The organism is Dyella sp. S184, from assembly GCF_009766065.1.
In the GTDB taxonomy this organism is placed as follows: Bacteria; Pseudomonadota; Gammaproteobacteria; order Xanthomonadales; family Rhodanobacteraceae; genus Rhodanobacter.
Map to the genome: position 1 here is coordinate 4,812 of NZ_LMUE01000009.1, position 21,966 is coordinate 26,777.

Genomic DNA, 21,966 nt, shown 5'->3' on the forward strand with positions numbered 1-21,966 from the left:
CTTCCGCCCACAGACTGGCCATGATTTCTTCGGTAGGTGTGCGTGGCGCGACATAACCCGTGTCGCTGCGTGTCATGTCCGGGGCCGGGAGCGCCTTGCGGTCGACCTTGCCGTTCGCCGTCAGCGGCAGCTGATCGAGCACGACGAAGTAACTCGGCACCATGTACTCCGGCAAGGTCTGCAACAGGATCGTGCGCAGCTGCGACCCTCCGGCACGCCCTGCCCGGCATGCGCCACCAGGTACGCCACCAGCCGTTTGTCGCCCACGCTGTCTTCCCGCGCCAGCACCACGGTTTCGCGAATCTGCGCCATCGCTTTCAAGTTCGCTTCAATCTCGCCCAGCTCGATGCGGAAGCCGCGAACCTTTACCTGGAAATCGTTGCGGCCCAGATACTCGATCGTGCCGTCCGGCAAATAACGGCCAAGGTCGCCGGTCTTGTACAGGCGGGCATCGAGATGATCTGTCGGTACGAACGGGTCGACGATAAATCGTTCCCGCGTCAATTCGGGAAGATTGATATAGCCCAGAGCGACACCGGCACCGCCGATGTAGAGCTCGCCGGTGACGCCGATCGGCACCGGCTGCAGGTAACGATCCAGCAGGTAGATACAGGTGTCGCCGATCGGTCGGCCAATGGGAATGCTGCGACCCGGAACGACCTCTGCAATATCGTGCGTGGCCGCGAACGTCGTGGTTTCGGTCGGCCCATAGCCATTGATCAGCCGCTTCGGCGGATTGTTCTGCAGGACTTGCCCGATGATGTGCGGATCAAGCACATCGCCACCGACGATCAAGGCGCGCAATCGCGCAATCGCGCTGCCCAAAGGCTGGGCGTACTGGTTGAACAACCCCACCGTCATCCACATGCACGTGACGTGCTTCTCATGAATGAGCGTCGCCAGTTCGGCCGGCGCCATCAGCTCGTCCTGGCTGACGATGACGATGGCCGCACCGGTTTGCAAGGGAACCCAGATTTCCAGCGTGCTGGCATCGAACGCCGGGTTGGCCGCACATGCAAATCGATCTCCGGCCTGCACATCGAGGTAGCCGTTGTCGATCGCGAGGCGTTCGATCGCGCGATGCGGCACCTGCACGCCCTTGGATTGCCCGGTCGAACCCGAGGTGTACATGATGTACGCACACGTCGCGCCATCGACCTGGGTCGCCAGGTTGTGGTCGGGCTGCTGATTCAGCTCAGCCTGGGTGCCGGCCAGATCAAGCTCGACTCTGCGAATATTATCGGGCGAGGCAATGCCGGCGTGCGTGACCATGCATCGTGCGCCGCAGTCTTCGAGCATGTGCGCCTGGCGGTCGATGGGCAGAACTGCATCGAGCGGTACGTAGGCTGCACCTGCCTTGACAATGGCAAGCTCGGCCACGACGAGGTCTGCGCTTCGCGGCAACGCGATCGCCACGGTATCGCCCGCCCGGACACCACGTGCACCCAGCAGATGCGCCAACCGATTGGCGCGCCGGTTGAGCTGTTCGTAGCTGAGGGAGGTCTCGCCGTCGATGATGGCCAGGGCAGCGGGCGCTTGTTGCACCCGTTGTTCAAAGCGTTGATGGATGCACAGTGTGACCGGGCGAGGCACCTGGCAAGGGTGGCCGCCCGTGGTGCGGTTGAAGGTGTGGAGCAACTGGTGACGTTCGGCGTTGCCCAGCATCGGCAACTTGCCGACCGGACCGCTCGGATCGGTCACGATCGCCTGCAGCAGGTGCGTGAAATGATCCACCAGCCGCGCCACGCTGATGGCATCGAACAGGTCCGTGCTGTATTCGAAACAGCCGTGCAGACCGTCCCGGCTCTCGGTCAGGCTCAGCGTGAGGTCGAACTTGGCGGTGACGCTTTCGCTGTCCAGCGCCTTTATCGCCAGCCCGGGCAGCGCCAGCTGGTCCATTGGCGTGTTCTGCAGCACCAGCATCACCTGGAACAGCGGCGTGTAACTGGCATGGCGTTCCGGCTGCACCGCTTCCACCAGTTGCTCGAACGGCACATCCTGATGCGCATACGCATCCAGCGTGTGCTGGCGCACCTGCTGCTGCAGGGTCCTGAAGTCCTGTGTCAGGTCCACCTGTGTGCGCAGCACCAGCGTGTTGACGAAGAAACCCACCAGCTCTTCGACTTCGCTGCGATTGCGGTTGGCGATCGGCGTGCCGATGCAGATGTCGCTCTGGCCCGAGTAGCGCGCCAGCAGCACGTCGAAGGCCGCACACAGCGTCATGAACAGCGTGCTTTGCGTCTCGTTGCCCAGCGCCTGCAGCGACGACACCAGCGTGGCCGGCAGCATGAACGACAGCATCGCACCACGATGGCTCAGCCGTGCAGGTCGTGGCCGATCGGTCGGCAGCGTCAACAGGCTCGGACAACCCGCCAAACGCTGTTTCCAGTAGCTCAGCTGCGGCGCCAGCGACCTTTCGCCGAGCCCTGGCTGCCAATCGGCGTCCGATACGATGGCGGTTGATGCAGCGGCAACAACTTCGACCGCATCGCGTGCAAGTGACTGCGCCGGAGTCGCGGCCACCGGCATCTCGGCATGGCTGGCGGCGAGATCATCGTTCGCCGGCTCGTCGAGAATCGGCGGCGGCGCATCGTCGGCACGATCGAGCATCTGGACGCTGGCGACGAGCGCTCTCACGGTCGGTGCTTCGAAAATGACGCTCATTTCCAACTCGACGCCGAACTCGGCGCGAATCCGCGACACCAGTTGCATCCCCAGCAGAGAGTCGCCACCCAGTTCGTAGAAGTCGTCGTCGATTTCCACCGACGGCCGCCCGAACAATTCCTGCCAGATCGCGATCATCACGGCTTGATGGTCGATCGCCGGCGTCCCATCCCTCTTGTTCGACACGGCGGCGGTCGGCTGCGCGGATGCGACCGCCTCTTGAGCCAGGGCCTGCGACGGAGCTTCGGCGACGAAAATCGTGGAATGATCTGCGGGGACAATGGCGTCCGCCTGCTCATGGCTGCTTGCCGGCTCCAGGCCGACCTCGCGATCGAGCAACTTGATGCGTTCGACGAGCGCTCTGATCGTCGTCGCTTCGAAAATGGTGCTCACCTCCAATTCGACGCCGAACTCGGCACGAATCCGCGACACGAGCTGCATCCCCAGCAAGGAGTCGCCACCCAGTTCATAGAAGTTGTCGTCGATTTCCACCGACGGGCGTCCGAACAATTCCTGCCAGATCGCGATCATCACCGCCTGATGGTCGATCGCCGCCTCCGGGCCGACGCTGGTCGATACCGCGGCAGGCTGTAGGGAGGGGATTGCGTCGGCCTCTTCGGCAAGCGGACGCGACAGATCGACGCTTGCGAACGCGTCGCGATGATGTGGCGAACCGGGCTCGCTTACATGCGCATGGCTGATCGCAGGCTCCACTACGGCTTCGTTCGATGCGGCCGAGGAAAATGACTCGGGCGAGGATGCCGCGGGCACGGCCACGACGGCATCGTCGACGGAAGGCCGTTGCAATGAATCCGTGGCTGCGAAGGCATCCGGAATATCCGCGACGCGGGCTGTTTTCACCTGCGCATGGCTGATGCCCGGCATTCCTGCCAACGTACCCGTTGCCGCCTTTGCCGGTGGCGTGGACGTTGCCATGGAGGCGCGGTGAGCGTCGGGATGCTGCGATTGTTCGGCCAGGAAGGCGCCTTGAAGGTCCGGATAAGCGACATCGGTCCAGTAGCGCTCTCGCGCAAATGGATAGGTAGGAAGACTGATGCGCCTGGGCTGCCCCGCTCCCATGCCGCCCGTTTTCCCGTACAAGGTCATCCAGTCGAAGGTGAGACCCTTGACCCAAAGGTCGAGCAGCTTGCCGAACTTGTCTTTCGCGACCCATGCCCGAACCATCACGTTCAAGTCCTCGTCACCGGAAAGCAGTGACAAGGCGCCGCGCTTGGCCTGGCCGCGGTACACGCCATCGACGTCGGCGTGACCGGCGGCCAGTGCCGCCAACTTGGCCCGCAAGTCGTCTAGCGACTCCACCCGCATGGCCAGTCTTTCTTCCATCGCCTCGCGGCCAACCTGCAGGGTATACGCCAGGTTGGCCAGAGTCAGGTCGGTGGCGGCAGGGGGGGACGTGATCGCTGCCAGCAACCGATGAACCTGCTCTTGCAGGCGCTCCGAATTGCGAGCCGACAGCACGACCATGGCCGGACCCGGCAGCGCGGGCGACTCGACCGGGGCGATGTACTCCTCCACCACGACATGCGCATTGGCGCCGCCGGCACCGAACGAAGAAACTCCCGCGATTCGCGGGCCTTCCCGTTTCACGCCATCCGCGATCTGCACCGGCCTTGGCCAGGGCGCGAGTTTCTGCTGCACCACGAAGGGTGTGGCGTCGAAGTCGATATTCGGATTCAGCACGCTCGAATGCAGGCTTGGCGCCAGCTGCCCGTGCTTCAGCTGCATGAGCACCTTGGTCAAGCCGGCAATGCCCGCCGCACTCTCGCTGTGGCCGACGTTCGACTTGGCCGAGCCGATGGCGCAGAACTGCGTGTCCTGCGTCCAGCGGCCGAACGCCTTCGATAATCCGGCGATCTCGATCGGATCACCCAGGCTGGTACCGGTGCCATGTGCCTCCAGGTAACTGATACTGCGCGCGTCGACACCGGCGCGCTGCAGCGCATCGGTCACCACCTGCGCCTGCAGATTCGGGTTGGGCACCATGTAGCCGCGCGTCTTGCCCGCCGAATTCACCGCGCTGCCCTTGACCACACCATAGATATGGTCGCCGTCGGCAACCGCGCGATGCAATGGTTTGAGTACGATGGCACCCACGGCCTCGCCATCGACGAACCCGTCGCTGCCGGCGCCGAAGGCTTTGCACTGGTCGCCGCTGGACAACATCATCAAGGTCGACAGATCGATCAGATGGGCAGGCGCGAGGATCAGGTTCACCCCGCCGGCAATGGCGACTTCACTGTCGCCGCTGCGCAGGCTTTCGATTGCAAGATGCAGAGCCGTAAGCGACGACGAGCAGGCAGTATCGACCGCCATGCTCGGGCCCTGGAAGTCGAACAGATAGGACACACGATTGGCGATCGACCAGTAACGCACGCCCGTCGCGTAATGCTCGTTCGAGACACCCACGAACGAACCGACCTTCCTGCTCGGGCACAAGCTCTCCGGCGTGTAACCGGCGTCTTCGATGCTCGCATAGGCCTCTTGCACAAACAGCCGTTCCTGCGGGCCCATCAACAACGCTTCGCGCGGCGTGATATTGAAAAACAGGCGGTCGAAGCACTCCATGTCATCGAGCAGGCCCGCCCATTTGCTGTAGGTCTTGCCGGGCTGCTGCTTGCGCTCGTCAAAGAACTGGCTGTGATCCCAGCGCTCTGGCGGCACTTCGGTAATGCAGTTGCGTCCGGCGGCAAGGTTGTCCCAGAACTGGTTGACATCCGCGGCCCCCGGATAACGCCCCGAAAGACCGATGATCGCCACGTCGAATGACTCCGTGACGGGTACGCTCACCGGGGCGGGCTTCACCGCGAACGGCTCGCCCTCGCCCGCGGCAAAGCGGTTTGAACCAGCGCCACGAGGGGCCATCGGCACGAGGTCCGGCCGGTACGCCGTCATGGCTTGCGGCGGCGTGGCGTGCGAGGCACGCGCTGCGACGGAAACGGCATCGAGGCCCGTCCAGCGCATCAGGGCATCGGCCTCGTTCCGCATGAAATACTCGACCAGCCTTTCGATGCTCTGGTATTCGAAGAGCAGGGTCGTGCTGATGCTGCCGGCACCGAACACCTCGCCCAGCGCGTTGGTCAGCTCCATGACGAGAAACGAATCGATGCCGTACTGGTCGAAACCGACATTCGCCTCGATGGCGTCGGCGGACAGGTTGATGGCCTTGCCTATCAGCTTCTTGAACTGTGCGGTGCTCTTTTCGCGCAACAGTTCGCTTGGCGGCAGTTCGGCTCGTGCCATGACGGCTTCGGTCTCCCGCGTGCCGGACACGCGCATGCCTGTCGAATCGGCCCTGTCCGGGATGCTCCGATCCATGTTCATTCCGCGCACGGGTTCGGCATCGAATACGCGATAACTGAATTGTTTGATGCGCACGCAAACGAGGCCTGTCGGATCGCACAAGTCGATATCGAATTTCTCGACCGCATCGCCGGCGGCACTCCCCGCGCCATGACGCACGAATGCCCACATCGGGCTAGTGCAAGGCGCCAGCACCTCCAGTGCTTCGAGCGCAAACGGCAGCGCCAGCGCAACCTCACCCGTTCCGGCGACCGCCATGCGCAGCCCCAGAGGCGCCTGTAGGGCGGCGTCGAGCAGGCTCGGATGCAACGCATAGTGATACAGCGACGACGCTACCGGGGCAGGTAGCGCTATCTGCGCCAGGACTTGCCCCCGGCCCACGAATACGTCGTTCAGGGCGCGGAAGCCGGGCCCGTAATGCATGCCCATCCGGTCGAAGACGGCATAACATTGCGCGGCGCTGAAATGTGCCACGCTGCATTGCGCACGCAATCCGGCAAGATCGTGCCGGATGGCCGCGGGGCTGGGTTCCTCGCCGGCCGATGCCACCGAGACGGTGCCTCGGCCATACAACGTGACCTCGCCCCCGGCGCCGCTGTAGATGTCGTAACGGATCGTGCCGTTCTTTTCCGGATGCAGGGCCAGATGCAGGGTGAGTCCTTCTGTCCCCACCGCCACGGAACGTGCCCACATCACCTTGCCCAGCGACAGGCCCTTGTCCCGATGCGTCGCTTCGCGTGCAGCGGCAAGCACCATTTCAAGCTGTGCCACACCGGGCAAGGTGGGTACACCGGCCACGCGGTGATCGGCCAGGAAGAATTCCCCGCCATGGAAATGGCTGCTGTATCGCTGGATCGACAGGTCCGATGTATTTCGGTGCAGCAGGGGATGCAGGGCCTGCTGCAGCTCGCCGTTCGATGACGCGCCCGAGCGCACCGTGGCAGCGGACATGCCATACCGCTCGCGCGCAAACGCATACGTCGGCAAGCTGATGCGACGTGGTTTCTGCGTGCCGTAGAGGCTGCTCCAGTCGAGAGCGTATCCCTTGACCCAGACCTCGAGCAGCTTGTCCAGGTTGCCCTGCTCCAACCAGCTGCGCACAGTGTGTCCCATGCTTCCATCGGCCGACAGGGCGGCCATCGCATCCTTGTTGCGCCTGACTTGCCCCCGGTACACGCCCCCGAGGTCTACATGGCCCGCGATGTGGGCGCTCAGTTTCTCGCGCAGTTCGGCGATCGATCCGACCCGAAAGCCCAGTCGTTCCTCCATCCCCTCGCGCCCGACCTGCAATGTATAAGCCAGATCGGTCAAATCAATCGCCGCAGCATCTGGCTGCGAAGAAATGTATGACAACAGTGCCTGCACCTGCGTCCGCAGCTGCTCTTCGTTACGCGCCGACACGGGCACGGCGACGGGCGTCGTAGCGATCCGCGGCTTCGCTGTCGAGGGAATATATTCTTCCAGCACCACATGCGCATTCACGCCGCCGAAGCCGAACGAGCTTACGCCAGCACGGCGCGGCAGCTGCCGGCCACTGGCATCGCGCAAGGCCGTCCATTCACGCGCTTCCTGCATGATGTAGAAGGGACTGCCGCTCAAGTCGATATACGGATTGAGGCTTTCGCTATGCAGGCTCTTCACCAGGGTCTTGTGCTTCATCTGCAGCAAGACCTTGACCACGCCCGCTATGCCGGCGGCCAGCTCCAGATGGCCGATATTGGTCTTGACCGAACCCAGGCCACAGTGGGGCACGTCCACGTCGCCCCCACCGGTAGCCGTGTACAGGTCTTTGAACGCCGCCTTCAGGCCATCGATTTCCACCGGATCGCCGAGAGGCGTGCCGGTACCGTGGGTCTCGATATAGGTCACGCTGCGCGGATCGATGCCCGCCTGCAGGTGGGCCATCCTGACCACCGCCGTCTGCGCCTTCGGGTTGGGCGCGGTCAGCGAATTGGCATGACCACCATGGTTCTCGGCACTCCCGAGCACCAAGCCGTGAACATGATCGCCATCGCGTTCGGCTTCCGACAGCTTTTTCAGCACCAGCATCGCGACGCCTTCGCCGCGCACATAGCCATTGGCCTCGCTGGAGAAAGTCTTGCAGCGACCGTCCTCGCTCAGCATGCCCGACTTGTTGAGACTGATATGGGCTTCGGGCGTCAGGATGGTATTCACGGCGCCGACGATCGCGATCGACGACTCGCCGTTGTGAATGGCCGCCACGCCACGCCGCAACGCCACCAGCGAGCTGGAGCAAGCGGTCTCGATGGGTTCGCTCGGACCATGGAAATCAAGCAGGTAACTGATCCGGTTCGGGCCGACCGAAGGTACCGCGCCCGTCGATGAATAGGCCTTCCACCACAGATTGGCGCGATTGAGCAGCGCGCCATAACCGGGTGCGCCGGTGCCGATGTAGATGGCCGTATCACTGCCCGCCAGCGCCGAACCGGCATAGCCAGCGTCCTCCAGCGCCTTCCAGACATGGATCATGGCCAGGCGTTGTTGCGGATCCATCATCTCGGCCTCTTTGGGCGAGATGCTGAAGAACATCGGATCGAATTCATCGACGCCATCGATGAAGCCGCCCCACTTGATGTTCGTCTTGTTTTCCTCGCGTACCGGATCGCCATGCCATGCGCGCCAATCCCAGCGGTCGGATGGAATCTCGCTGATGCAGTCCCTGCCCTCACGCAGGTTGTGCCAGAACGCGTCGAGATCTCGCGCCTGCGGAAACTGACCGCTCATGCCGATGATCGCGATGGGCTCGTTGATCGCCTGGCTTCGACTCGCTGCAGAGGCCTTCAGCGACGTGCCGAAGCGACGATGGCTGCGCGAGCTGACACGTTCGAATGACGGCGCTGAGGGAACGACCGGCGCCGCGGGTGCCGCCGGTGCGCTGATCGTCTGCGCGAGAGGCGGTGCCGTCGCTGCGCGGTGTTCGCGCACTAGATAGTCGGCCAGGCCGTCGATTGTCGGAAATTCGAAGAATACCGTCGGCTTCAATTCGAGCCGATAGCGCAGGTTTATGGCGTTGCAGAGTTCGGTGAGCGTGACCGAATCGAAACCGTATTCGCTCAGCACGGTCTCGCCATCGATGTCCTCCGGCTTCACCATGATCAAGGAGGACGCCAGGTCTGCGAGCGTTTGCCTTACCGTTTCGGGCGGCGCCTGCTCCTTCAAGGCCTGTTCTTTCAAAGCCTGCTCTTTCAGGCCGCGTTCTTCCGGGGCATGCTGCGGCAAGGCGCGGTCAGCCGGGCCCGGATTCGGACGGCTGGCGTCGGCAGCAACGCGGGAGGGGGCCTGCGCCGGTGCGGCGGCTGGTGCTTCTTGCGACCCGCCGAGCAGCATGTGACGGATGCGCACGGCCTCGCCGGCCACCACCAGCAACTGGCTCAGCCCGCTGGCCAGCGCATGCCGCAAGGCCAGCACGCCGCTGGCGCTGGCCAGGGCATGAATGCCGAATTGCCGGATGAGCATGGCGCGCATCGCGGCATCCAGCTGCATGCCGCCTTCATCCCACAGCGGCCAATTGATCGACAAGGTGCGCCCGTGGCGCGATCCACGCGTCGCCAGTTCCGCGCGATGGTGCGCAAACGCATCCATGAAGGCATTGGCCGCCGCATAGTCCGCCTGGCCTGCATTTCCCATCGCACCGGCCACGGACGAGAAGCAGACGAAGAAGTCGAGCGGGATATCGCGGCTCGCCTGATCGAGGTGCAGCGTGCCGCTCACCTTGGAACTCAGTACCTCATGCAGTTGCTGGCGCGTCTTTTTGACGATGAAGGCGTCGCGCAGAACGCCAGCGCTATGGATGATGCCGTCCAGGCTTTCGAACTCTTCCGGAATGCCATGCACCAATTGCGTCACTGCGGCGGCATCGGTGACATCGACCGCGTGATATCGCACGATCGCACCGAGTGTTTCGAGCTGGCGGATATTCGCCTGGATGCCTTCATTCAACGGCGAGCGGCCGGTCAGGATCAACACCGGGTTGCTGGCATGGTTCGCGATTTCGCGGGCGAAGATCAGGCCAAGCCCGCCCGCCCCACCAGTGATCAAATACACGCCCCGTGCCTTCCATGGCGGCACCACGTCGGGCGCGGGCCGCCATTCGCCCCAGCCGCCGATCTGGCGTTCGCCACCGACGTAACGCACGCGCTGCGCCTCGCAGTCGCGATTTTCATGCAACACCTGCACGATATCCTGGCCAGGTTCAATACTGATCACCTGGGCAACGAGACGCGGATTCTCCTGTTGCGCCGTGCGCAACATGCCGCCCAAGCCCACGAAGGTGTGGCCGATACCCTGGTTAGGTACCACCAGCTGGATCAGATGCTTGCCACGCTTGATGCTCAGCGCCTGCAGCTGTTCGAGCAAGGTTCCGGCGATCGATTCGTAGCATGACGCCAGATCCTCGGCATCGGCCAGCACCATGCAGATTGCGTCCGGGATGCGTGCCTGCAAGCGATCGGCATCTGCCGTGTCGAAGCCGCATGCGATCACGCGATGTTGCGCAAATTCGCGCCCGGCGGCACGGTCCGCGGCGACGGGCCGCACGCTCCATGTCGGATGCAGCAGCAGGGTCTGAATCGATGCATCCGGCATGGCTGCCTGTGACATGGGTTTCGCCTCTTGCATGGTTTCAGCGGGCAGCATGGGTTCGTTCTGCCACGTGGTTTCAGTTGATGGCAGGGGCTCGGATTGCGGTGGCGCCGGCACGAATTCACCGGCGTTGTCCGGCGTGCCGCCCGTCGTCGATGTCGCCCAGCTGAGCTGCTCGAAGCGCATGCGGACGGTGCCGTGCTCATCGCACAGATCCATGTCTAGCCGCTCTACCGCGTCGCCCGCTTTGCAGCCGATGTTGTAACGAACGAGGGCCCACATGGCTGTCGTGCACGGGGCAAACACTTTCAGGGCGCCCAGCGCAACCGGCGCGACAGGCATCTTCATGCGCGCATCCGGCGTGTCGCCGCCCGGCAGGCCAAGCGTTGCCTGCAAGGCGGCGTTGAGCAGACTCGGATGCAGCACATAGCCGTCATTTGGCAGCCCGGCGGGCAACGCGATCCGCGCCAGCACCTGCTGCGGGCCGACGAACAGTTCGTTCAGCGCCTGACCTGCCTGCTCATGCGGGCCACCCGCCTGTTCGATCTGCGCGCGACAGGCCTGGGCATCCCAATGCGCCAGCATGCATTGCTCGCGCAGCATCGCCAGATCCTGCGTCGAGGAAGCATCCGCGGTTTCCGTGCCATCAACGAACGCGATGCCCTGGCTATGCAGCAGATTTTCGCCGACGCCATCTTCGCTATAGATTTCAAAACCGATGTCATCGGCTTCGCCGAGATACAACCTGACATGCAGCGTGAGCCCATCAGCAGCCACGATGACGGGCCTCAGCCATGCCACGTCGTTCAATGCCATGCGCACCGGTCCACCCAGTACCTCGCCGATCGCGCCATGCGCCATTTCCAGCTGCGCCATGGCTGGCAATACACGATCGGCCAGGAAGAATTCCTCACCGCTCAGGCGCGTGCTGAAGCGCAGGCCTGCGACATCCGAGGTGTTGCGATGCAGTAGCGGATGCAGGACCGCTGCGGTGCCCGGGGCACTTGTCGACACCGCGGTCGTTTTTATCCAATGACGCTGGCGCGCAAACGGATAGGTGGGCAGGCTGATCCGGCGTGGCCGGTTTTCGCCGTACATGCGTTGCCAGTCGAAGGCCAGGCCCTTCACCCACAGGTCCAGCAGCTTGCCGAACTTGCCCTTGGCGACCCATGCCTCGGCGATGGCCGCCATGTCGTCGTCATCGGTCAGCGCAGCGAATGCTTCCCTGTTGCGTTTGGCCTGGCCGCGATACACCTCGTCCATTACGGTCTCGCCGGCGGCATAAGCAACGAGCTTCGCGCGCAATTCGGCAAGCGAATCGACCACCAGGGCGAGCCGCTCCTCCATCGCCTCGCGCCCGACCTGCAGGGTATAGGCCAAGTCGGCCAGGGCGACCTCCGGCTCGGTCCGCGGCGCGTCGAGGAACGCCAGCAGCGCTTGCACCTGCGCGTGCAGCCGCTCGTCATCGCGCGCCGACAGCACGACCAGGGCCGGGCCGCCCGCCACCGTCGGGACGACGGGCGCCTCGTACTCCTCGATCACCACATGCGCATTCGCACCGCCCGCGCCGAACGAGGAGATCCCCGCGATCCGCCGACCTTCCCGCTTCACCCCGCCCCGCTCCAGCAGCGGCCGCGGCCACGGCGCCAGCGCCTGCTGCACCACGAACGGCGTGTCGTCGAAGTCGATGTTCGGATTGAGCACCCCCGAATGCAGGCTCGGCACCAGCTGCCGGTGCTTCAGCTGCAGCAAGACCTTGGTCACCCCCGCAATGCCCGCCGCACTCTCGCAGTGGCCGATATTCGACTTGGCCGAACCGATCGCGCAGAACTGCGTGTCCGCCGTCCACTGCCGGAACGCCTTCGACAGCCCGGCAATCTCGATCGGATCACCCAGGCTGGTGCCGGTACCGTGCGCTTCCACATAGCTCACCGCGCGCGCGTCGATGCCGCCCTCGCGCAGCGCCTGCTCGATCACCTTCGCCTGCGCGTTGGGATTGGGCACCGTATAGCCGTTCGTCTTGCCGCCGTGGTTGATCGCGCTCGCCTTGATCACGCCGTAGATGTGATCGCCATCGGCCTGCGCCTGGGCCAGCGGCTTGAGCAGCACCGCACCCACGCCCTCGCCCGGCACATAGCCTTCGCCGCCTTCGCCGAAACTCTCGCAGCGCCCCTTGCCCGAAATGAACTTGCCTTGCGCCAGCATCAGGTACTTGTTCGGGTGCACCGACACGTTCACCCCGCCGGCCACCGCCACCGCGCAGCCGCCGCGCTGCAGACTCTGGCACGCCAGGTGGATCGCCGTCAGCGACGACGAGCACATCGTGTCCAGCGCCAGGCTCGGACCGTTGAAATTGCAGAAGTACGAGATCCGGTTCGCCACCGAGGCGGCGCTGTTGAGCATCGCCAGGTTGTTTCCGCGGGCCTGTTCCTGCGCGCCGTACAGCTGGTACTCCTCGTACATCACCCCGACGAAGACGCCGACACTGCGCTCCGGCGCCACGTTGTCGCGGGTGTAGCCGGCGTCTTCCAGCGTGGCGTGCACGCACTCCAGGAACAGCCGTTCCTGCGGATCCATCAGCTCCGCTTCGCGTGGCGAGATATTGAAGAACAGCGGGTCGAACAGGTCGACGCCGTCGATGAAGCCGCCCCATTTGCTGTAGGTCTTGCCCGGCTTGCTGCGGTCCGGGTCGTAGTAGGCCGTATGGTCCCAGCGCTCCAGCGGGATCTCGGTGATGCTGTCCCGGCCCTGGCTCAGGTTGCTCCAGAACTCCTCCAGATTGCCTGCCTGCGGATAACGGCCGGACAACCCGATGATCGCGATCTCGCCAGCATCCCCAGTCGCCGCGTCGACACGTGTGAATCCGCTGAGGGCTTCTTGTTGCCTGCCAAAGCGCGGACGTCGGCTCGTCGTGGTGGCGATGGCAACCGGCACCGCGTCCTCGCGCGGTGATGAGCTTTCCATGGCATCGCGCGATGTCTCGCCCAGTACTTCATTCAGACGGCCGCGATGCTGTTGCAGGAAATAGTCGGCCAGCGCAGCAAGGGTCTGGTATTCGAAAAGCAGTGTCTTGGAGAGCGTGCCGAAGACCTGTTCGAGCGCCCGGGTAAGATCCATCACGAGGATGGAGTCGATGCCGTAGGCTTCCATCTGTACCCGCGCATCGATGCTGTCAACCGGACGCTTGAGCGTGCTCGACAGCAGCCGTACGAAATAGCGTATGGCTTTTTCCTGCAGTTCGTCGGATGGCGCATCGATTGCCGCCGATCCAGGCGCGACCGCCACGACGGCAGCCTTCGCCGCAACAGACAGGCTTGCCTTGAAGCGGCGTATGTCGCCTTCGATCACCAGCATCTGCGGCGACCCGCTCAACCAGGCCTGCGACAGGGCCATGCACCCACTGGCACTGCGCAACGGAATCGCGCCAGTCTCGTGCGTCAGGCGCTGGCGTGTCGACGCATCCACCTGCATGCCGCCTTCGTCCCACAGCGGCCAGTCCACCGACAGCGTGCGGCCGTGACGCAGTCCCAGCGCCACCTGCTCGGTGCGATATTGCGCAAAGGCATCCATGAAAGCGTTGGCCGCTGCATAGTCGGCCTGCCCGACATTGCCGAGCGCGCCCGAAGTGGACGAGAAACAGATGAAGCAGTCGAGCGCCAGCCCGCGGCTTGCCTCGTCGAGATGGAGGGTACCGGCCACCTTGGCGTGCAGCACATCGTGCAATTGCTCGCGGGTCTTGTTGACGATGAGGCTGTCGCGCAGCACGCCCGCGCAGTGGATGATGCCGTGCAGGCTGCCAAAGGTCTCGACGGATTCATGCACGCATTGCTCGACGGCATCGCGATCACCCACGTCGAGTTGGCGGTACTGCACTCGGGCACCCAGCGCCTTGAGTTCGGCCAGACTTGCCTTTATCGCGCCCGTTTGCGGCGAACGCCCGCTCAGGATCAAGGTGATGCCACGGGCTTGACGCGCCATGTCACGAGCGAAGATCAGGCCCAGTCCGCCTGCGCCACCCGTGATCAGATACACGCCCTGCGCTTTCCAGGGTGCCGCGGCAGCGGGCAATGCTCGCCGTTCGGCCCATCCACCCACCTCGCGCCTGCCGCCGGCATAACGGATCTGCGCCGAAAGATCGTCGCGATTCTCGAGCAGTGCCTGCAGCACATCCTGCCCGGGCTCGACACTGATGACCTGGCCGACGAGTCGCGGGTTCTCCCGTTGCGCCGTGCGCAACATGCCGCCCAATCCAGCCATGGTCTGGCCGAGCCCTACACTCGGTACCACCAGCTGGATCAGATGTTGACCCGCCTGGCTGCCCAGCGCCTGGATTTGCGCCAGCAGGTTTCCCGCAGCGGTTTCGTAGCGTTGCGCTGCCGCATGGTCGACATCGCGATCGATGTCGATGCATGTGACGCCTGGCAAGGCCACGCCGATGTCGCGCGCAAGCGCATCGGGGTTTTCCGCACCGCCGCACAGCAGCACGAGATGCGTGGCCGCTTGCAACGCATCGTTTGCGCCAGCCGCCTGCGGCACCCAATCAAGATGCAGCAAGGCCGTACGCACCTGCTCGACGGCTCCGGCGTGGCTTGGCGCCCGGGCGCAAAATTCGCCGAGGCGGACACAGACCCTGCCGCTTTCATCGCACAGGTCGATATCGAATTTCTGCAGTGCATCGCCTGCGTCATTGCCGGCGCTGTGGCGTATGACAGCCCACATGTTGTCGGTACAGGGGGCCAGCAAGTCCAGCGACTTCAGTGCGAAGGGCAGCATCAGCACCGCCTCGTCCAGGCCGCCGGTCGCATGGGCCTGGAAGGCGATCGCTGCCTGCAACGCGGCATCGAGTACGCTGGGATGAAGGACATAACCTTCCTGCAGCTGCTTCAGCGGTTCCGGCAGCGTGATCCGCGCCAGCGCCTGTCCAGCGCCTGTCAGGAGCTCGCTCAGGCCACGATGGCCTGGCCCATAGCTCAAGCCGATGCGATCGAACGCGGTATAGCATGCCTCCGCATCGATCCGCGACGACGCGTATTGCTGACGCATCGCAGCGAGATCGTGCGTCGCTGCGGGTGGCGGCGCATCCGCCACGGCGATCACCGAGCCCTGGCTATACACAACGCCCTCGTCGCCATCGGCGTCGGCGTAAAGCTCGAAACTGAACTCGCAGTTTCCTTCCGGGAACAGCGCAACATTCAGGTCCTTGGGCTCGTCGCCGACCAGGACCGGCCGCAGCCACACCACGTCACGCAAGCGGTAGCGCTCGCCGGCAACCATTGCCTGAGCCGTTGCGCAACGTGCCATCTCCAGCTGTGCCGCGGCTGGCAAGGTGCGCTCGCCCTGCACGACATGATCGGCCAGGAAGAACTCCCTGCCGCTGAAGCGGCTGCTGAAACGCAGGCCGGCGGCGTTCGACGTATTGCGCTGGAGCAGTGGATGGATGGGTGGCTGTGATGCCGCCGGGTCGACCGACGACGATGGCTTTGCCTCCACCCAGTATTTGTCTTTGACGAAGGGATAGGTCGGAAGCGCCACTCGGCGGCGTGCGCCGGGCTCGTGCAGGAGCAGCCAGTCGAGCACATGCCCTTCGACCCATTTCTGCGCAAGCTGCTGCAGCTCTCCACCGGCAAGCAACGCGGCCAACGAATCGTCGCGCTGCGCCGCGTCTTTGTCCTGTGCCGGCATGTCGGCGCCAATTTCTCCGGTGAGGAGTTCGCCTGGCGCGAATGACTGCGCCAGCCAGTTCTCGAGCCGGACCTGCAGGGTCTCGAACGAGTCGACCACGAGTGCCAGACGCGACGCCATGGCCTGCCTTCCGACCTGCAGCGTATAGGCCATGTCAGCGAGGCCGGCATGACGAACCTCGGGCGTATCGATGGCAGAAAGCAGTTGCTTCACGCGTTCGCGCAGCGCCGGCGCGGTCTTGGCCGAGAGCACGATCAGCACCGGCGACGGTGCCGATGAAGATGCAGCAACCGTCCTGCTGTCGTCGCCGGATGCAGAGTGGCCGGACGTGAGGTATTCCTCGATGACCACGTGCGAGTTCACGCCGCCGAAACCAAAGGAACTGATGCCGGCGCGACGCGGAAGGGCTTGTCCGCTGTCGTCGACCAGGGCATTCCACGGTTGTGCCGTGTCGACCAGATAGAACGGACTGTCGGCGAACGTGATGCGCGGATTGAGCTTCCGGTAATGCACCAGTGGCGGAAAGGTCTTGTGCTTCATGCACAGCACCGTCTTGATCAGGCCAGCCAGGCCGGCGACCGACTCCAGGTGGCCGATGTTGGTCTTGACGCTGCCGATGCCGCAGGAATGCTCGCCCAGTGCTTCCCCGCGATCGGCTGCAACCCGGGAGAACGCCATTTTCAGGCCTTCCACCTCGATCGGATCACCCTTGGGCGTGCCTGTTCCATGTGCTTCGACATAGCCGACGGTGGCAACCGGCACGCGTGCCTCGCGCAAGGCCTCGGCGATCACATTGGATTGGGCAGTCGATCCCGGATAAGTGACCGTACGCGCGTGACCACCGTGATTCACGGCGGAGCCGCGCAATACGGCGACGATCCGGTCCTTGTCGCGGACAGCCTTGTGCAGCGGCTTGATCAGGACCATGGCTGCGCCCTCGCCGCGGACATAGCCATTGGCGCGCTCGTCGAAACTCTTGCAGCTGCCGTCCGGCGACAGCATGCCGGTCTTGGAGAATGAAATGAAATGAGTAGGGCTGCACAACACGCTCACACCACCGACCAGGGCGTGGTCGCACTCGCCGCGGCGGATGGCATGTGCCGCCTTGTGCAATGCGACCAGCGAACTCGAGCATGCGGTATCGATGGGCATGCTGGGGCCGTGCAGATTCAGGAAATAGGAAATACGGTTCGGGATGAGCGCGGTATGCGTGCCGGTGGAAACGTGCCCTTCGATGGCATCCAGGGCGTTCCTCAAATGGTCTTCGTAGTCGAAGTTGAAAACCCCGACATAGACCCCGGTGTTGCTGCCGCTGAATACTTTGGGGTCATAGCCTGCGTCCTCCATGCATGCCCATGCCTGTTCGAGCATGATCCGCTGCTGCGGATCCATGACTTCCGCTTCGCGCGCCGATATGCCGAAGAAATCCGCGTCGAAAAACTCGACGCCATCGACAAACCCCCCCCACTTGCTGATGGACTTGTTCTTGTCGCGCACATCCGTCGAGTAGAAAGCCTCCTTGTCCCACCTGTTTTCCGGTATCTCGCCCACGCTGGACAAACCGTTACACAGGTTCTCCCAGAATTGCCCGTAGTCGTTAGCGCCGGGAAACCGGCAGGCCATTCCGATGATGGCGATGTCGCCGCCATCACGATGATCGGTGGTATGACCATCCCCGTTTTCGCCGGTGGTTGGCGACGGGGCTTCCTGGGACGGGTTCTGACGGACTTTCATAGTCGTGCATATCCTTATGTTGCATTCTTCAGGCTACGGCTTCGGTCAATCTGACTGGCGCCACGCCCCGATGGAAAAGCCGCTGATCCAAAGCCGCAACATTGCCGGGTGGGACAAGCTGACATTTGCTGATGGAACCGACGTCGCATACTCCGAGGCCGGCGTGTCGACGAAAGCGGCGGACCATCTCGCCAGGGAAAGCCGCCCCATCTGACCAGCATGAGCGCGCCATATAAACCGGCAACCTCTCGATCTGTCGGGTCACGCGGCCTGCGAGCGCGGAACATCACTTACCGGCATGGCAGACTCGTCATCGTTTCCCGTTCCAGCAAGGAAGCCGGCGAGTGATTTCGTCAGATGCTCGGCGGTGGCATCCATGATCTTTATGGCGATGTGATCCACATGCCGGTTGGCCCAATGCTCGAGTTCGGTCCCCTTTACCCACTGGTTGAACGACCCTAGGGCGGGACCCGTCTGGATCTGGTAATTCACGCGATCATCGCCCTTGCCTTCCACAGCAATGCGCGTGCAGTAGGCAAAGTACCAGCGGAACACCAGCGCCATCTTGTGCTTTGCGTTTGCCTCGGCCTTGGCAATCTCATGCTCCATGCCTGTCGACTTGAAATAGTTGGCCGTCTCGCACCAAATTTCGTCGAAAGTCTTCTTGAAGAAGGTGCTCTCCAGCTGTTGCCGCGTGCGCGCCGGAATGTCATCCAGGCTGTCGTAGTGGCGATAAAGCGAAAGCAATTTATTCGCCCGCGCCGGAAAGAACACTGACTTCTTCATCACCTGAACCTGTGCACCGATTTCGAACATGTCGCCCGCCGGCGCGTGTTCCGTATCCTGGATGTCGATCTGCTGCAGCATCGACTTGCCATCCGGGCTCATGCCTGCTTCCACCGAGCATTGGTTGATCGAGCCGGTCAGGATGAAATCCGCACCCAGCAAGAAAGCTGCTGCTGCGGCCTCTGGCCCGCCAATACCGCCAGCCAGTCCCATGCACATGGGTTCCACATAACCATGCGTCCGCTGCATTTCGTCGCGAAGGCGCAGCAGGGGCGGCAGCATCACGGCCGCAATACCACCGTCAGTATGGCCACCGGAGTCGGCTTCGACGCAGATATCGTGGCTGACCGGTATTTTCTGCGACAACGCTGACTGTTGTGGCGTCACCAGCCGTCGCTCGAGCAGCTTTTCCACGATGGCAGCGGGTGGTGGACTCATGAACACCCGGGCCACTTCGGGACGCGACACCTTCGCCACGATGCGATGGTCACAAACCACCTCGCCGCGTTCATTGGTACGCAGACCTTGCAGGCGGAACCTGACCAGGGCGGGTGTCATTTGCATGAAGGCCGCCGCCTCGATGATCCTGATCCCATGCCTGAGATAAAGATCGACGACGGCTTGCTCCTGGGCAGGGTATTCATAGTTCGCCAGCAGATTCATGCCGTACGGCTGGCCGCCATTCAACTCACCCTTTATGCGGATGATATTCGTCTCGATCTTTTCCAGCGAAAGTCCGCCTGCACCGAAGAAGCTCAGCAAGCCTGCCTTGCCCATCTTGATCACCAGTTCGGCCGAAGCAATCCCGCGATACATCGCGCCCGCCATGTAGGCGTACTTCAGGCCGAAACGGCGCCGGAATACCTCGTTGCCCAGTGAGGTCGCTTCGATGCGAAATGGTCGATCGCGAGCTATCGTGCGGTTCGTTTCGAAAGTCGCCTTGCTGGTGTCCGCGTCATGCCCGACAGCCGCAAGCACCGTGGCAACCTCGTCGCGGACGAGCTTGCCTTCATGCGGCACGTCCAAGCTGTGCACGACTAGCGCCTCGTCGATAATCGGCGTTTCCTTGGCCCTTATCTCAAGCACCATTTTCGAAAGTACGTTGGCTCCCATCTCCTGGAACTCGACAACGCCCTTGCCCATCATGTAGCGGATCGTGTCCACCCACTGCACCGGCGCCGCAATCTGCGCGGCCAGTGTCTCCGCGATGCGTGTCGCATCGTAAGGACGGGCCGTCGCATTGGCGATGACCGTGGCCCGGGGTGCCTCGAAAGAAAATTGCTGCACGAACTCAGCAAATTCAGCCTGTGCTGGCTGCATGTGACGGGAATGAAATGCGGCACTGACATTCAGGGTCACGCAGCGCAGATTGTTCTTCGCAAACAATTCAGCGGCCGTGACAAGGGCGGCCTTCTCGCCAGCAATAACCGTTTGGGTCGGTGTATTGAGGTTGGCGATATCGATCTGACCAAGCCCATGCTCGTCGAGCATCGCCCTGATTTCTGCGGCCGATATGCCCAGCACGGCAGCCACGCCACCACCGCTGGCCGCTCCCATCACCTCTCCCCGCTTCTTGACCAAGCGCAATCCCGTTTCGAAGGAAAAGGCGCCGGCCGCGAGCAAGGCGTTGTATTCACCTAAGCTATGCCCGGCAAAATAATCCGGCCATTCACTGGTATCCGAGGCAGGATTCAATTCCCGATGCCGGTAGTAGTACATTGCATTGACGACAAACAATGCCGGCTGGGTGTACTGCGTTTGCGCCAAACGCCCTTGTGCGTCGTTAATGCACAAATCTTCCAGCGAATAACCGAGGATGCTTGACGCGGTCTCGACCAGTTCCGGGAAGCGTGGAAAGAGGTCTTTGCCCATTCCCCTGAATTGGGAACCCTGACCAGGAAAGATGACTGCCTTCATTTTGGGTGACTCCATGGTGCGCACGTTCCGTATCTGATTGCCTGCTATCCGATTGCCCGCCAACTGATCGACCGGTGTCGCTGCATCGGTTTCCCAGCCTGTTAGCCATGCCGGCGACCGCGAGGTCTCAACCAGTTCAGCCAATCGGCGTGTGTCATCGCCGAACGGTGACATGATTCGATGGATGCTCGATGTCGAATCGACCGGCAATCCATGTTTAAGAAAAGTCGCCATCGTCCCGCCCGGGCCGATATCGATATAGCGATAGCTGCCCTGCGATTCGGCGAGACTCACTGTCTGTGAGAAAAGGATCGGGTCGCGCACGGCGGACCAGAAATGCCCGGCAGGCAGGGACTCCTGCGGCCGCCCAGAAGAACAGCAAATGACTGGGACGCTGCCCCGCCGGAGTTGAAGCGTGCGCAGGAATGTCTGGTAAGGCTGTTCCGCCGCGTCGATCCAGCGTGAATGGAAGGCAAAGCTGACCGGCAGCCGCTGGAATGCCACGTCGCGCCGACGAAGATGTTCTTCGACCGCCGTCACATTCGATGCAGGCAACGAAATCACCGAATGGGTGGCGAAATTGCTCGCGCCGAATTCGCACAACGCAAGCAATTCGGATGTGAGATACCGCTCGCGCTCACCCACAACCGCAATCATGCAGCCACGCGCGGCATGTGACTCCAGTGCGATCGCCTGCTCGATCACCGCCAGCAGCGCTTGATCCGGATCGATGCAACCTGCGATGGCCGCCGCTGCAAAGACACCCAGGCTCGCGCCCAGAACCATATCGGGCTGCACGCCGGCATCGATCAAGGTCCTCGCCAGCGCATATTCCACCATGAAGATGGCCGGATGGCTGTGCAAGGTGCGGTCGAAGGGAAGCTTTCTCGTGTTGTGCTCGGCATGAAGCACAGCTAGTACCGAGTCGCCCCCGCAACGTTCGCGCACCACCTTGTCTGCGGACTCCATCGTGGAACGGAAAGTCGCATTCCGCTCGAAGAGCTCCCTGCCCATCTGAAAATGATGCGAACCCTGTCCTGAAAAGAGAAATACGGTTTTCATCTTCGCCCACTCGGAGTTATCCCGTCGTGCGCGTGCACCATCACAATCCGAACCATAGTGTCACCATGAAATTGCGCCACCATCCACGCGTAGGTAGGAGCATCTACAAGTCATTTACACAAGGGTCGAGCTAATAAGCCATGCAAGAAGGCGTATGCGAAGCAGGCACGCAAGGAAACAGCCGATGTTCCAATTCGA

3 protein-coding genes are annotated in these 21,966 nt (G+C 62.8%); 1 reads left to right on the forward strand and 2 read right to left on the reverse strand.

The window, feature by feature from the left end:
* Positions 1–120: 120 nt before the first annotated feature.
* Positions 121–18,003: a non-ribosomal peptide synthetase gene (locus GSQ75_RS12285; protein WP_158755175.1), complete on the reverse strand. Its 17,883-nt coding sequence runs from the start codon at positions 18,001–18,003 to the stop codon at positions 121–123.
* A 16-nt stretch (positions 18,004–18,019) separates the two neighbouring features.
* Here GSQ75_RS12285 and GSQ75_RS12290 point away from each other — a divergent pair, with 16 nt between their 5' ends.
* Positions 18,020–18,217: a hypothetical protein gene (locus tag GSQ75_RS12290; protein ID WP_158755176.1), complete on the forward strand. Its 198-nt coding sequence runs from the start codon at positions 18,020–18,022 to the stop codon at positions 18,215–18,217.
* Positions 18,218–18,264: 47 nt separating this feature from the next.
* Here the strand turns inward: GSQ75_RS12290 and fabD are convergent, their stop codons facing one another.
* A complete protein-coding gene (gene fabD, locus GSQ75_RS12295) occupies positions 18,265–21,768 on the reverse strand; it encodes an ACP S-malonyltransferase (RefSeq protein WP_158755177.1) in 3,504 nt (1,167 codons plus the stop codon).
* Positions 21,769–21,966: the final 198 nt, after the last annotated feature.

Excerpts from the sequence above, each read along its gene's own strand:
- GSQ75_RS12285 (WP_158755175.1), bottom strand. The coding sequence starts at position 18,003 with ATGAAAGTCCGTCAGAACCCGTCCCAGGAAGCCCCGTCGCCAACCACC.
- GSQ75_RS12290 (WP_158755176.1), top strand. The coding sequence starts at position 18,020 with ATGTTGCATTCTTCAGGCTACGGCTTCGGTCAATCTGACTGGCGCCAC.
- fabD (WP_158755177.1), bottom strand. The coding sequence starts at position 21,768 with ATGAAAACCGTATTTCTCTTTTCAGGACAGGGTTCGCATCATTTTCAG.